Source organism: Flavobacterium sp. I3-2 (assembly GCF_013389595.1).
GTDB lineage: Bacteria > Bacteroidota > Bacteroidia > Flavobacteriales > Flavobacteriaceae > Flavobacterium.
Window position 1 is genome coordinate 136,100 of record NZ_CP058306.1, and the last position, 14,136, is coordinate 150,235.

Consider the following 14,136-nt stretch of genomic DNA (forward strand, 5'->3'; position numbering starts at 1 on the left):
AGAAGGTTTATATTTGTTAGAGAAATTTACTTATGAACCAAAATCCACTTGTAACTGTAATCTGCACTTGTTTTAATCATCAGAATTTTGTGATTGAAACTTTGAATTCTGTATTGAATCAGCGCTATTCAAATATAGAAATAATTATTATAGATGATTGTAGTTCGGATGATTCAATTTCAGTAATTACTACTTTTTTAAAAAATCGACCTGAAATTAAATTTATCCAAAATCAAGAAAATTTAGGTAATACCAAAACTTTTAACAAAGCTGCAAAATTAGCAAATGGTACTTTTTTGGTTGATTTGGCTTGCGATGATATTTTACTTCCGAATTGTATCGAAATTCAAATAGAAAAATTTCTGAATTCTGATTTAGAAACAACAGGAATTGTTTTTGGAAATTCGGAACATATCGATGAAAACGGCAAATATATTTCTGATTATTTCGAAACAAATTCGAATAAAAAGGTAATTGACAAATCATTATTTCAAACAAATTTAAATCAGCTTTTACAAGGCGGTTTGGTTATGAACTCGGTTTCTGCAATGATAAATAAATCTATTTTTGATAAACTGAATGGTTATGACGAATCGCTTGCATTTGAAGATTTGGATTTTTGGATTCGTGTTCTTGAAAACCATCAGATTATTTTCATTGATGAAATAATCACACAAAAAAGAGATTTGAAATCATCTTTAGGAAATCAATTTTTTCAGAAAAATGAAACTGCAAATCGAATTGATTTATCAATGAATAAAATATTTTCTAAAGTTATCGATTCAAACAAAAAAAATAAGTCAGTTTTAAAAGCAGTTTTAAAAAGGATTCATTACAGCATAGATAATTCATTTAAAAACAGAAAATATAAATTTGTTTTCTTATTCGGATTTCAAAAACTAAAAGTTCATTATTACCTTTTGTTTGCTAAATAAGTTTTGAAATCGTCAAATTCACGAATATAATCCGACTCGTCAAATTCTCCTGAAGAAACAACTAAACAAACAGAACCTGAAGAAAAATTTCTAAGTTCGCGCCAAGTATCATTTCCGACATAAAGTCCAAAACTCGGATTGTTTAAAGTATATATTTTTTCTGAATTTCCATCGTTTAAAATCACATCAAAACTACCCGAAACTGCAATAATAAATTCTTGCTGATTGATATGTGCATGTCCACCACGTTCAGCGCCACTCGGTACATCGTACAAAAAATAAACACGTTTAACTGCAAATGGAATATTATCTTTTTCGATAACAGAAAGATTTCCTCTTGGGTCTTCGATTTTTGGTAATTTTAAAATTTGATTTTTCATGCATTTATTTCTTAAACTTATTTTTGATGGATGTTAAAAATTGGTTGTTTTTATTCAATTCAAAAGCACAATAAAACGAACCAATAAACATCAGAATTCCTTTAGAAATATAGCGATTTATTTCATAATACCAAAACAAAAAATCAGAACCTATCATCAAAAAAACAAACAAAAAAGAAAGAATAATATATTTTAAGCTTATGGAATTAAGGCAAAATAATTTTCGTTTAGAAACAAAATAAAGCAAGTAAAAATTAAATCCAAAATATTGAATAAACATCGCCAAACCAATTCCGATTAATCCAAAATAATGAAATAAAACAACAATTAAAATGACATTTAAAATATCGCCAATAATATTTTGATAGAAATAATTTTTAGTATCGTCAATAGCCAAAATAATATATCCAACTGGATAATTGATGGTTTTACAAAGAATTGAAATCAAACCAAAAAGTAAAATCTCACGAACAGGTAAAAAGGCATTTGAAGTTAATAACGGAATGATTAAATCGCATCCAAAATACATAATTAAAATAAGTGGCGTTGTAATTAAAATGGAAGTTTGAACTTGAATATTCACAAAAATATTTATGTCTTCTTTTCGAGCAATTTTATTTGTTAAAGTAGGAAAATAATCATTTGCCAAAGACGAAAAAATAATTCCGAAATATGAAATCAAATATAAATTAGCAGCTTCGTAAAATCCTAAATCACTTGGACTATTTTCTTTTAAAAAAAGTCGAATCAAAAAGAAACAAACCAAACCAAAAACACCATTTATTGCTAACAAACTTCCTTTTGAAAAAAGATATTTTCCTTGGCTTAAAATCTCAGTTTTAGAAACCGAAACCTGATTTAAATTTAACTTCTGCAAATAAAAAAAATACACTAAAAAAGTTACGAAACTATTAGCTATAAATGCAGGAAAAATACCGTTTATTCCCCAAAACCAATAACAAAAAATGGTTGCAATTGAAACAAAAATCACCGAATAAATTTGATATTGAACCAGTTTTTTTATTTCGTTTAATCCTTTTAAAACGATGATTGAAAAGTTAATAATCGCATACAAAACAAAATAAACAGAGAGCGCTTTAAAATGTAATGAATAAGCGGGTGAATCAAAAACCATTCGACTCAAAAAACCTGAAAAAATAAAACAAAAAAGAGCAGCCAAAATTCCGCAAAGCAACATCCAAAACGCCAAAACTTTCTGGTTCGTTTTATTCTCGCGTTCTTTAGCGATTAATTGAGTTCCGATGGTTTGAATTCCAAAAGAAGAACCTTGCGTAATTAAGTTAATCACATTATCAATTAATCCAATTAAACCAACTCCTGAAGGTCCTAAAATCACCGAAGTTATTTTTACAGAAATCACCTTACAAACCATTTGTATGGCTTGCACGCTTCCAAAAATCGAAATGGATTTAAAAATTTTATTATGTGTTTTTTTATCTGTCATTCGTGATTTTACAACCTATTTTTTCATACGATTGCTTTAATTTATTGTACCAATCTTGCCACGAATTAAACGTGTTTTCAGGGAAATTATTTTGTGAAATTATCTTTTGAATGAATGCGCTTGAAATATCGTTATCAAAATTAAAAACTTCAAATTGATTTTGAAACCAAGTTTCATTCAATATTTTATTTAAAGAGTAAACATCAAAATCTGCATCTAAATATTCTTTATTTTGTTTGGATGCTGTTGTTTTTAATGAAGTTCGAATCCATTCTTTTTTAGAATGACCTACATTTAAATCGGCATTCGGAATCTGAATTACTTGCATAATTTGCGCCAATTCATCGACTTTATTTTGCGAAGTTTCCCAAGCTTTTAAATAATATTGCTTTGAAAAAATGGCATTTGCAACGGCATAAACCTGATAATATTTTAAAAGATTTTTTTCAATCGGAATTCCTAATCGATTTAAAATCGAATCAATTTTACAAGTCTTTTTTCGGTAAATTAAGTCAAACAAAAACGAATTTCTTGTAAACAATTCAGGATTTGTTATAACCAGCGAAGTTGTTTCTTTTTCGATTTTATCCGAAATCAAAGCTTCATTTCCCATCCAAAGTAATTTTACCAATTGTAAATTAAAAATCTTCATTTGATTTTCAACATCAGTAAAATCAATTGGTTCGCAAAACCAACAATCATCCTCAATTAAAATAAAATAATCCGAACCTTTTGCAATTGTTTCTTTCCAGAATTGACTTGGAATATTTTTAGGTGGTTCTAAATCATTTTCGATAGCACAAGCTTTTTCTTGATAAAATTGTGATTTTAAGATTAGAATATCGGGATATTTTTCTTGAATTTTATTAAGATATTTCTGAGGTGTTCCATCATCCATTACAATAATTTTTCCAGAAAAATCAGAAGCGAATTTTTTAATACTCTCCAAGCATTTATCCAACAAAAACGGACGATTAAACGATTTTATATAAATATCCATTTAGTAGGAATTAATCACGTCAATAATTTTAGCAACTTCATCATTCGCAAGCATCGGATGCAACGGAATACTCACAATTTGTGTATGAATTTGTTCTGAAATTGGAAAATTCAAATGCGAAAATTCTTTCATTGCTTCTTGTTTATGTGGCGCAACCGGATAGTGAATCAACGTTTGAATTTCGTTTTCTAACATATACAATTGAAAAGCTTCTCGATTTTCAACTCGTAGAGTAAAAACATGAAATACGTGATTTTCAGTGCCGTCATAAAATGGCAAATGCACTTTCGGATTTATAATTTCTTTCAAATAACGTTTGGCAATTCCGCGACGTTTGTCGTTATCAAAATCTAAATCTTTTAATTTTATCGATAAAAATGCAGCCTGAATATCATCCAAACGAGAATTTACTCCTTTATATAAATTATAATATTTCATTTCAGAGCCGTAATTTCTCAAAGCTCTGATAATTTCGGCAAGTTCGCTATTGTTTGTAGTTATAGCTCCGGCATCACCCAAAGCTCCCAAATTTTTACCCGGATAAAAACTAAATCCAGCTGCGTCACCAATATTTCCGGCACGTTTTCTATGCGAAATAGCGCCATGAGCTTGAGCCGCATCTTCAACTAATATCAAATTCATTTCTTTAGCAAATGCAGCAATTTCTTCGGCATCGGTAATTTGTCCGTATAAATGAACCATTAAAATTCCTTTGGTATGTTGGGTTGTAGCGTTCTTAATATTTTCGATAGAAAGATTGTAGGATTCAAAATTAGTATCTACCAAAACAGGTTTTAAACCAGCATTTTCAATAGCCAAAATGCAAGCAATGTAAGTATTTGCAGAAACCAAGATTTCATCGCCAACTTGTAATTTACCTTTGATGATAAAAGCCTTGAAAATTAATATCAACGCATCTAAACCATTTCCTACTCCAATGCAATGTTTGGTTTCGCAAAATTGACTAAAATCACGTTCAAAATCAGCTAATTTTTCACCTAAAATATATCTTCCGCTATTTAAAAAACTTTGTGTAGCTTCTAAAAAAGCGGTATCGTAAGGTTTGTTTATTTTATGTAAATCTAAATATGGAATCATAAATACAAATTATCTATTTTTGAAAAACTTTGTGTTTCGAATTTATAAAATTCTTGAATTGCAGGTCGTGCGCCAAACTTTTCCTTCCAGAAAAGTAATCCTTTATTAATATTTCGACCTTGATTTTCGTTAGAAATTCCAAAATCAAAATATTTTTTTTCTGATTTAAATTTCTCAATTAAAGTCAAATGTAAAAAATCTAAAACACCTTCATTCGAAACTTCTTTATTTAAACTAATATACTGAGAATGTACAACATTTTTGGATATAAATAAGGTAGTTCCGCCAAGAATTTTACCGTCGTCTGAATATACGTTAACTTGAATGATTTCTTGAGAAAATTGATTTTTTAAATAACGAATTTCTTCAAGAGAATGAACCGGTTTTGCTTGATACGTTTTCAATAAATTTGGTTCTAAAACATCTTTCCAAAAAATCGTTAAATCATCATCAAAAATGACGTAATGTTTTTTGTTTAACGATATGTTATAATCACGTTTTACTGACTTAGAAACATGAAAATTCGCTGATAAATCGATAACTGAACAAATATCTTTTCGATAAATTTCTGCATCTAAAACAAATTGTAAATATTTAATTTCATCAGCAAACTGAGAAGTATAAAAATGAGGTAAATCTTTAATATACAAATGAGAAAAACCTTGAATATGCAAATACTCTAAAATCGATTTGAAAATTTCAAAAAAATCGGTTGAACGTAATTTTTCAGAAACAACCAATCCGCCATAAGTTAAACCTTGATGCGAATAAATATTTACATCATCAACATTTGCAGGAAGAACGGCAAGCAATTTATTTTCATCAAAAATCAAAAGAGAAAAATCATCAAATCTATCTTGATGATATTCCATAAAATTTCGATGAAACAAAAAAGTTCCGTTTTTAGCTTTGGCGATAAAACCGTTCCAAATAGGGAAAAAATCAGGTTGATATTTTTGGATTTTAAGTTTCAAAAAGTGCGATTATTAAATGGTTTTACAAATATCAAAACTAAATAACGCAAAAACAATCACATTTCATACAAAAGCATAAATATTTTTTGTTGTTGAAGTACTAAAAATCGTATATTTGCACTCATTATATACAACGTACTTATGATAAAAATAACATTACCAGACGGTTCAGTAAAAGAGTTTGCTTCAGGCACAACTCCACACGAAGTCGCTTTGAGTATAAGCGAAGGTTTAGCGAGAAATGTAATATCTGCAAGTTTTAATGGGACCACCATTGAGACGGCTACTCCTTTAACCACCGACGGTAGTTTAGTTTTATACACATGGAATGATGTTGAAGGTAAGAAAGCTTTTTGGCATTCAACTTCGCACGTAATGGCGCAAGCTTTAGAAGAAAAATTTCCTGGAATCAAGTTAACAATTGGTCCTGCGATTGAAAATGGATTTTATTACGATGTAGATTTCGGAGAACATAAATTTGGAGAAGCTGATTTTAAAGAAATCGAAAATCGTATCTTAGAAATCGCTAAAGAAAAGCACGAATTTAAAATGCGTTCTGCAACAAAAGCAGAGGCATTAGAATTATATAAAGACAACGAATATAAAACAGAATTAATTACAAATTTAGAAGACGGCACCATCACATTCTGTGACCATGCTACTTTTACTGATTTATGTCGTGGTGGTCACATTCCAAATACAGGAATCATCAAAGCAATGAAAATTCTTTCTGTTGCTGGTGCTTACTGGAGAGGTGACGAAAAAAACAAACAGTTAACACGCGTTTACGGAATTTCGTTCCCTAAACAAAAAGACTTAACTGAATATTTATTATTATTAGAAGAAGCAAAACGTCGTGACCACAGAAAACTAGGTAAAGAATTAGAACTTTTCCATTTTTCTCAACGTGTAGGACAAGGTTTACCTTTATGGTTACCAAAAGGAGCTGCTTTACGTGACCGTTTAGAGCAATTCTTAAAGAAAGCTCAGAAAAAAATGGGTTACGAACAAGTTGTAACACCACATATTGGACAAAAAGAATTATATGAAACTTCTGGTCACTATGCAAAATACGGAGCAGACAGTTTTCAACCGATTCATACACCAGCAGAAGGCGAAGAATTTTTATTAAAACCAATGAATTGCCCGCATCACTGCGAGATTTTTAATGCAAAACCTTGGTCATATAAAGATTTACCTAAACGTTATGCTGAATTCGGAACAGTTTATCGTTACGAACAATCTGGAGAATTACACGGTTTAACTCGTGTTCGCGGATTTACTCAAGATGATGCACATATTTTCTGTACACCAGACCAATTGGACACAGAGTTCAAAAAAGTAATTGACTTAGTACTTTACGTATTTGGTTCTTTAGGTTTTGAAAACTTTACAGCTCAAGTTTCTGTTCGTGATTTAAACAATCCTGACAAATATATTGGAAATGTAGAAAACTGGGAAAAAGCTGAACAAGCTATTATCAATGCGGCAAGAGACAAAGGTTTAAATTATGTTATAGAAAGTGGTGAAGCTGCCTTCTACGGACCTAAATTAGACTTTATGGTTAAAGATGCATTAGGAAGAAGTTGGCAGTTAGGAACAATTCAAGTTGATTACAATTTACCTGAACGTTTTGATTTAACTTATAAAGGTTCTGACGATAAATTACACAGACCTGTAATGATTCACCGAGCTCCTTTTGGTTCAATGGAACGTTTTATCGCCATTTTATTAGAACATACAGCAGGTAATTTCCCTTTATGGCTAATGCCTGAGCAAGTTATCATATTATCTTTAAGTGAGAAATATGAAAATTATGCAAAAAAAGTTTTAAATTTGTTAGAAAATGACGAAATTCGCGCTCTAGTTGATAACCGAAATGAGACAATCGGTAAGAAAATTAGAGAAGCTGAAGTTCAAAAATACCCATTTATGCTTATCATCGGAGAAGAAGAAGAGAAAAATGGTACAGTTTCTGTAAGAAAACACGGTGATGATGGAAAATCTAACATCACAATGAAAATTGAAGATTTTATTTCTTTTATACATGAAGAAGTAAGCAAAACAGTTCGTTCATTAGAAGTTTAACCGCTTGGTAACAAGCATAAATACATAACACCATAGCTTTAAATAGTAAAAGAGGATATACTCCTCGTGTTGAAAAGAAAGACGCGCACAGAACAAACAGCGCGATTAGAGTTCCAGAAGTTCGTCTTGTTGGAGATAATGTTGAACCAGGAGTTTTCAAAACATCTCAAGCCTTACAAATGGCTGAAGAGTTGGAATTGGATTTAGTTGAAATTTCACCTAATGCCGAACCGCCTGTTTGTAAGATTATCGATTACAAGAAGTTCCTTTATGAACAAAAGAAGCGTGATAAAATGTTGAAAGCAAAATCAACTCAAATTACTGTAAAAGAGATTCGTTTTGGACCTCAAACAGATGAGCATGATTATGAATTCAAAAAGAAAAACGCCGAAAAATTCTTAAAAGACGGAGCTAAATTAAAAGCATTTGTATTCTTTAAAGGACGTTCTATCATCTATAAAGAACAAGGTCAGATTTTGTTGTTACGTTTAGCACAAGATTTAGAAGAACTTGGAAAAGTTGAAGCTATGCCTGTTCTTGAAGGAAAAAGAATGACAATGTACATTGCTCCTAAAAAGAAAAAATAATTCATTACTTTAATAGTAATGCAAACAATAATGTTAAGTAAGATAACATAAATACCTAGGAAGACATGCCTAAAATGAAAACTAAATCTAGTGCTAAGAAACGTTTTAAAGTTACTGGCTCTGGAAAATTAAAAAGAAAGCACGCTTTTAAAAGTCACATCTTGACAAAAAAATCTAAAAAGCGTAAATTAGCTTTAACTCACTCTGCTTTAGTAAACAAAGCTGACGAGAGAAGTATCAAAGAACAATTAAGAATAATGTAATCGTTCTTTCGGTTAAAAACAATTAAAAAATAACCCTGGAGTGGGCAGATTAGAAATAATCAATAAGCAACTTAAATTATAAGTTCGCCTTACTACAAAAACATTAAAATTATGCCAAGATCAGTAAATTCAGTTGCTAAAAGAGCAAGAAGAAAAAGAATTTTGAAGCAAGCCAAAGGTTTCTTCGGAAGACGTAAAAACGTTTGGACAGTAGCTAAAAACGCGGTAGAAAAAGCAATGTCTTATGCTTACCGCGATAGAAAACAAAAGAAAAGAAATTTCCGTGCTTTATGGATTATGCGTATCAACGCTGGAGCTCGTTTACATGGAATGTCTTATTCTCAATTCATGGGGAAAGTAAAAGCTAACAACATCGAGTTAAACCGTAAAGTTTTAGCTGATTTAGCAATGAACCACCCTGAAGCTTTCACAGCTATCGTTAATAAAATTAAATAAACGTTTTGTAAAACCTGTTTATCTTACTTAATATATAGAAACCTATTCTTTTTGAATAGGTTTTTTTATTATAAATAAAACTTATAAAGCTATAAATATAATATAAAATACAACTTCTTTTAAAAAGAACTTATCTTTATATTTGTATAAATAATTGAATAGATGGAAAACTTAAAACAAATCATAGAACAAGCTTGGGAAAACCGCGCGCTTTTACAAGAAGAAACAACTCAAAACACAATCAGAGAAGTTATTGATTTAATCGACAACGGAAAATTAAGAACTGCTGAACCGATTGAAGGTGGATGGCAAATTAATGAATGGGTTAAAAAAGCAGTTGTGATGTACTTCCCTATTCAGAAAATGGAAACTTTAGAAGCTGGTATTTTTGAATATCACGATAAAATGCCTTTAAAAAGAAATTATGCAGAAAAAGGAATTCGTGTAGTTCCGAATGCCGTTGCGCGTCACGGAGCATATATTTCTTCAGGTGTAATTTTAATGCCTTCTTATGTAAATATTGGTGCTTATGTAGATGAAGGAACCATGGTTGACACTTGGGCAACTGTAGGTTCTTGTGCACAAATTGGAAAAAATGTTCACTTGTCTGGAGGTGTTGGAATTGGTGGAGTTTTAGAACCATTACAAGCTGCACCAGTTATCATTGAAGACAATGCTTTCATTGGTTCACGTTGTATCGTAGTTGAAGGTGTTCGCGTTGGTAAAGAAGCGGTTCTAGGAGCAAATGTAGTTTTAACAGCATCAACTAAAATTATCGATGTTACAGGTGATACTCCAATTGAAATGAAAGGTTACGTTCCTGAACGTTCAGTGGTAATTCCTGGTTCATACACTAAAAAATTCGCTGCCGGTGAATATCAAGTTCCTTGTGCGTTAATCATCGGACAACGAAAACCATCAACAGATTTAAAAACTTCTTTAAACGACGCGTTAAGAGAATATAACGTAGCAGTTTAATATAAATCAAAATCCATTTTAAATTTAAAATGGATTTTTTTTATTTACTTTTGGTTAAACACTTTTTTAAATACACTTTTGTGATTCAATAAAAGCCATGAACAAAACCAAAAATACACTAAACCTATTTTTTCAAAGATTTCTTTTACTCGTTATCTTTTACCAATTAATTAGAATCGGATTTTACTTTTATAATCAATTTTTTTTTCAAGAAATAAATTTAAAAATTTTCCTTGGCGGATTGATGTTCGATTTAGCAATATTAGGTTATATCAATATCTTATTTGCCATTTTACATTTAATTCCAGGGAAATTTCAACAAAATAAAAGATATCAAAATTTTCTTTTTTACAGTTTTTTCATCATTAATGGAATTTTATTAACTACCAATTTTATTGATTATGAATATTTTCGATTTATAGGAAGACGAAGTTCTTTTTCTATAATTACAGCCGATGGTATGACAAACGAAATCGGAGGTTTACTAATTTCGTACATTAAAGATTATTGGCAAATTCCAATACTGATGCTAATTTCATTATTTGCATTTTGGTTCTGCTTAAAAAAAATCAAATTTCAAAACGTAAAAACATTTTCAAAATCAGGTAATTATGTAACTTTATTATTTGTTGTTGGATTACTTTTTATATCAGGAAGAGGAATTGGCAGAAAACCAATAAGTTTAGTAGATGCAACAAATTACGGACCAATCGGAAGTTCTGCCTTAGTTTTAAACACGCCATTTTCGATTATGAAAACACTCAGCAAAAAAGAAAATCTGAAAGAAATAAAATATTTCAGTGAAGCTGAAGCTGCGTCCATATTTAATCCAATACAAACATTTACGTATCCAGAATACAATAAAAAAAATGTTGTTTTAATAATTCTAGAAAGTTTCGGAAACGAAAACATACAACGTGGACAAACTCCATTTTTAGATTCTCTAATTCAAAAAAGTTATTATTTTAAAAATGCTTTTGCAAACGGTAAGTTATCGATTGATGCGGTTCCGTCAACTATTTCGAGTATTCCTGGATTGATGAATAAAAGTATTATTTCATCAGGTTATGCATTAAATGAAGTGAACGGATTACCTAAAATTTTAAAAGAAAATGGGTATGAAACTTCGTTTTTTCATGGCGCATTTAACGGAAGTCAAAACTTTGATAAATATGCAAATGTAGCTGGCTTTGATACTTATTTTGGAAAAAATGAATATATTGGACCCGAGTCATTTGACGGAAAATGGGGTGTTTTTGATGAAGATTTCATGCAGTTTTTCGCAAAAGAATTAAACAACTTCAAACAACCTTTTTTCACAACCTTATTTACGGTTTCATCTCATGCACCGTTTACAATTCCAGAAAAATACAAAAATAAATTCCCGAAAGGAACAACTGAAATTCACGAATCTATTGCGTACACAGATTTTGCATTAAACGAATTTTTTAAAACAGCTAAAAAAATGCCTTGGTATGAAAATACTATTTTTGTGATAACTTCAGACCATACGTCATCAACTGGAAAAGAACTTGAATACAAAAACAATGTAGGTAAATTTAGAATTCCGATTTTATTTTTCGTTCCAAACGATGAAACGATGATTGCAGTCGACGAGAAAAATTTTCAACAAATTGACATTCTACCAAGCTTAATGGACTATTTACAATTGAATGCTAAAATCATATCTTACGGAAAATCTTACAAATCAAAAGATGATTTTGTTGTGAATTATTTAGATAATGTCTATAATTTAGAAATGGGCGATTATTACTTGGCTTTTGATGGAACAAAAACTTTAGGTCTCTATAATTGGAAAATTGACCCGTTGTTAAAAGATGATTTATCGGATAAAAATCCTGAAATAAAACAGAAAATGGAACGCTTTATAAAAGCTTACATTCAATCGTTTAATCATCGCGTTTCTAAAAACAAACTTACTATTCAATAGAAAAAAAAACAAAAATCCTATAAAACATTCTTTATAGGATTTTGAAATTTTCTAACGTTTTAGTTTACGTTTTAAATATTTTTTCTTGGCAATTTTTCGTTTAAATTGCTGACTCGATTGCATCAATAAATCAAACAATTTCTTTTCATTTACGTTTGATAATTCGGCGTATTTCTTAGCAATTACTTTTACCATGTGTTTAGAAATCCACATCTTTTTAAAATTATCCATTCGTTTTTCAATGGACATATTTTCAAATTTCATTCGATTTAAATCAATTAAATAAAAATCGTATTTGGAATTTTCTCGTTTTACAATCAATGTATTTCCAGGCGAATGGTCTAAAAAATTAACTTTAGCTTCGTGTAATTTAAAGGTAAACTCTGTAAATTGTTCAATAATTAAATCGCGCTCTGAAAAAAGCGGGTCATGAATTAATTCACGAAAAGTAAAATCATAGTTAATATGGTCCGAAATATAAAAACTTTCGGCAAGTAATCCATTTTTATAATCTTCAGAAAAAGCAATCGGATTTGGAGTTAAAATCTGATGTTCCAAAAGATAATTTGCATATTCAAAAGAACGTTTCGCTTTTGAAGGACGAAAAAAAGTATAAATCAAACCTTTAATAAATCCAAGCTTTGCAAAATATTTCAAGTTAACTTCCTTCTCATTCAAAAAATTTGTTTTGATACTATTACGAGCACCTTTTACCAAAAGTTTTCCTTGCGTGTGATAATTTAAAATCAATTGCTCGATTTCATTTTTTAATGGAAGATATTTTGAATTTATAATTATTTTCACTTGTAAATATATTTGGATTGAAACTATAAAAAATAGTACTTTGCACAAAGTTACGATTTAAGATGTAAGTCGGTAAAAAATGAATTCTTATTTATGAAAAAAGTTTTAATTATTCAAAACAAACGCATCGGTGATGTTTTGATAAGTTCAATTTTAGCAAACAACTTCAAGAAGCAATTTCCTGATAGCGAAATTCATTTTATGGCTTATGATTTTACAACTGGTGTTCTGATGAACAATCCGAATATAGATAAAATTATTCCGATTAAAGAAAAAGAACTAAAAAAACTTCCGAATTTATTCAAAAAGATTAAAGAAGTCAGAAACGAAAAATACGATGTAATCTTAGATCCGTATTCAAAATTTCAATCACGAATCATCTGTAAATTTTCTAATGCTAAAATCACAGTCGGTAATAACAGCCGAAAAAAACTAGGAAATTTAGGTTATTATACAAATCCGGTTACGTTATTAAAAGAAAAAACACATATTGCAGGAAAAGCAATTGAAGATCGTATTCAGTTATTAAAACAAATCGATGGGTTTACTTCGTTTGATTACGAACCGAAAATTTATTTATCAGAAGCAGAAAAAAGCGAAAAATTAATTCCTACAAACAATTCTAATAAAACAATAGTTATAGGTGTTTTAGGAAGTACGCCTCAAAAATCAATGCCGTATGAATATGTTGCTGCATTAAGTGATTTTATTGCAGAAAATTTTGATGTCAATATTCTTTTTAACTACGCGCCAAATCAAAAATCTGAAGCTTTAAAAATATATGAACTTTGTAAAAATAAAGAACACGTTATTTTTGAATTTAACGCACCAACGATTCGCGATTTTATCAAAATCATGAACGAAGCTGACGTTTTAGTTTCTAATGAAGGCGGAAGCGTACATATTGCAAAAGCTTTAAATAAACCAACTTACACGATTTTTTCACCCTATGTAAATAAAGATTTTTGGGCAAGTTTTGAAGATGGAAAATTTCATAAATCAATTCATTTATTAGAAAAACTTCCGAATTTATATAAAGAATTTTCTCATGAAGAACGCAAAGAAATCGAGAAAAATCCGCATGAGTTATATAAAAAATTAACTCCAGAAATGATTATTCCGGAGTTAAATGAATTTTTAAAAAATAATTTATAAGT

At 29.8% G+C, this 14,136-nt stretch carries 14 protein-coding genes; 8 read left to right on the plus strand and 6 right to left on the minus strand.

The features are described 5' to 3' along the window. Positions 1-32: 32 nt before the first annotated feature. Positions 33-935, plus strand: a complete 903-nt coding sequence (locus HW119_RS00635; RefSeq protein WP_177760823.1) for a glycosyltransferase — start codon at positions 33-35, stop codon at positions 933-935. On the opposite strand, the gene HW119_RS00640 is transcribed toward HW119_RS00635, so the two are convergent. The 5 genes from HW119_RS00640 to HW119_RS00660 are packed head-to-tail and all read right to left on the minus strand — an operon-like array spanning position 914 to position 5,852. Beyond that, entirely contained in the window at positions 914-1,315 is a 402-nt protein-coding gene (locus HW119_RS00640) for a sugar 3,4-ketoisomerase (RefSeq protein WP_177760825.1), read from the minus strand. The genes HW119_RS00635 and HW119_RS00640 overlap by 22 nt on opposite strands. Before the next feature lie 4 nt (positions 1,316-1,319). Continuing rightward, positions 1,320-2,780 carry an oligosaccharide flippase family protein gene (locus HW119_RS00645; RefSeq protein ID WP_177760827.1) on the minus strand — a complete coding sequence of 487 codons (1,461 nt, stop codon included), beginning with the start codon at positions 2,778-2,780 and terminating at the stop codon, positions 1,320-1,322. After that, a complete protein-coding gene (locus tag HW119_RS00650; RefSeq protein ID WP_177760829.1) occupies positions 2,770-3,780 on the minus strand; it encodes a glycosyltransferase family 2 protein in 1,011 nt (336 codons plus the stop codon). The genes HW119_RS00645 and HW119_RS00650 overlap by 11 nt, the downstream gene beginning before the upstream one ends. Further along, on the minus strand, positions 3,781-4,878 hold the full coding sequence (locus tag HW119_RS00655) for a DegT/DnrJ/EryC1/StrS family aminotransferase (protein ID WP_177760831.1): 1,098 nt from the start codon (positions 4,876-4,878) through the stop codon (positions 3,781-3,783). Then, positions 4,875-5,852, minus strand: a complete 978-nt coding sequence (locus HW119_RS00660) for a GNAT family N-acetyltransferase (protein ID WP_255497941.1) — start codon at positions 5,850-5,852, stop codon at positions 4,875-4,877. The genes HW119_RS00655 and HW119_RS00660 overlap by 4 nt, the downstream gene beginning before the upstream one ends. A gap of 141 nt (positions 5,853-5,993) precedes the next feature. Here HW119_RS00660 and thrS point away from each other — a divergent pair, with 141 nt between their 5' ends. The 6 genes from thrS to HW119_RS00690 all read left to right on the plus strand — a co-directional run bounded on the left by thrS (position 5,994) and on the right by HW119_RS00690 (position 12,175). Continuing rightward, a complete protein-coding gene (gene thrS, locus HW119_RS00665) occupies positions 5,994-7,940 on the plus strand; it encodes a threonine--tRNA ligase (protein WP_177760833.1) in 1,947 nt (648 codons plus the stop codon). A 32-nt stretch (positions 7,941-7,972) separates the two neighbouring features. Then, a complete protein-coding gene (gene infC / locus HW119_RS00670; RefSeq protein ID WP_177766486.1) occupies positions 7,973-8,527 on the plus strand; it encodes a translation initiation factor IF-3 in 555 nt (184 codons plus the stop codon). Positions 8,528-8,592: 65 nt separating this feature from the next. Continuing rightward, complete coding sequence (gene rpmI, locus HW119_RS00675; protein WP_177760835.1) at positions 8,593-8,790, plus strand: 50S ribosomal protein L35; 198 nt, start codon at positions 8,593-8,595, stop codon at positions 8,788-8,790. A gap of 111 nt (positions 8,791-8,901) precedes the next feature. After that, on the plus strand, positions 8,902-9,246 hold the full coding sequence (gene rplT / locus HW119_RS00680) for a 50S ribosomal protein L20 (RefSeq protein ID WP_125016242.1): 345 nt from the start codon (positions 8,902-8,904) through the stop codon (positions 9,244-9,246). 162 nt (positions 9,247-9,408) lie between these two features. Then, the gene (locus HW119_RS00685; protein ID WP_177760836.1) at positions 9,409-10,224 is read left to right on the plus strand and encodes a 2,3,4,5-tetrahydropyridine-2,6-dicarboxylate N-succinyltransferase; all 816 of its coding nucleotides are present in this window, start codon (positions 9,409-9,411) and stop codon (positions 10,222-10,224) included. A gap of 244 nt (positions 10,225-10,468) precedes the next feature. Continuing rightward, the gene (locus tag HW119_RS00690; RefSeq protein WP_255498086.1) at positions 10,469-12,175 is read left to right on the plus strand and encodes an LTA synthase family protein; all 1,707 of its coding nucleotides are present in this window, start codon (positions 10,469-10,471) and stop codon (positions 12,173-12,175) included. Between the two features lie 51 nt (positions 12,176-12,226). Here the strand turns inward: HW119_RS00690 and HW119_RS00695 are convergent, their stop codons facing one another. Beyond that, the gene (locus HW119_RS00695; protein WP_177760838.1) at positions 12,227-12,979 is read right to left on the minus strand and encodes a lipopolysaccharide kinase; all 753 of its coding nucleotides are present in this window, start codon (positions 12,977-12,979) and stop codon (positions 12,227-12,229) included. Positions 12,980-13,072: 93 nt separating this feature from the next. Here HW119_RS00695 and HW119_RS00700 point away from each other — a divergent pair, with 93 nt between their 5' ends. Next, positions 13,073-14,134 carry a glycosyltransferase family 9 protein gene (locus HW119_RS00700; RefSeq protein ID WP_177760839.1) on the plus strand — a complete coding sequence of 354 codons (1,062 nt, stop codon included), beginning with the start codon at positions 13,073-13,075 and terminating at the stop codon, positions 14,132-14,134. Positions 14,135-14,136 lie beyond the last annotated feature (2 nt).

Excerpts from the sequence above, each read along its gene's own strand:
- HW119_RS00635 (WP_177760823.1), top strand. The coding sequence starts at position 33 with ATGAACCAAAATCCACTTGTAACTGTAATCTGCACTTGTTTTAATCAT.
- HW119_RS00640 (WP_177760825.1), bottom strand. The coding sequence starts at position 1,315 with ATGAAAAATCAAATTTTAAAATTACCAAAAATCGAAGACCCAAGAGGA.
- HW119_RS00645 (WP_177760827.1), bottom strand. The coding sequence starts at position 2,780 with ATGACAGATAAAAAAACACATAATAAAATTTTTAAATCCATTTCGATT.
- HW119_RS00650 (WP_177760829.1), bottom strand. The coding sequence starts at position 3,780 with ATGGATATTTATATAAAATCGTTTAATCGTCCGTTTTTGTTGGATAAA.
- HW119_RS00655 (WP_177760831.1), bottom strand. The coding sequence starts at position 4,878 with ATGATTCCATATTTAGATTTACATAAAATAAACAAACCTTACGATACC.
- thrS (WP_177760833.1), top strand. The coding sequence starts at position 5,994 with ATGATAAAAATAACATTACCAGACGGTTCAGTAAAAGAGTTTGCTTCA.
- rpmI (WP_177760835.1), top strand. The coding sequence starts at position 8,593 with ATGCCTAAAATGAAAACTAAATCTAGTGCTAAGAAACGTTTTAAAGTT.
- rplT (WP_125016242.1), top strand. The coding sequence starts at position 8,902 with ATGCCAAGATCAGTAAATTCAGTTGCTAAAAGAGCAAGAAGAAAAAGA.
- HW119_RS00685 (WP_177760836.1), top strand. The coding sequence starts at position 9,409 with ATGGAAAACTTAAAACAAATCATAGAACAAGCTTGGGAAAACCGCGCG.
- HW119_RS00690 (WP_255498086.1), top strand. The coding sequence starts at position 10,469 with ATGTTCGATTTAGCAATATTAGGTTATATCAATATCTTATTTGCCATT.
- HW119_RS00700 (WP_177760839.1), top strand. The coding sequence starts at position 13,073 with ATGAAAAAAGTTTTAATTATTCAAAACAAACGCATCGGTGATGTTTTG.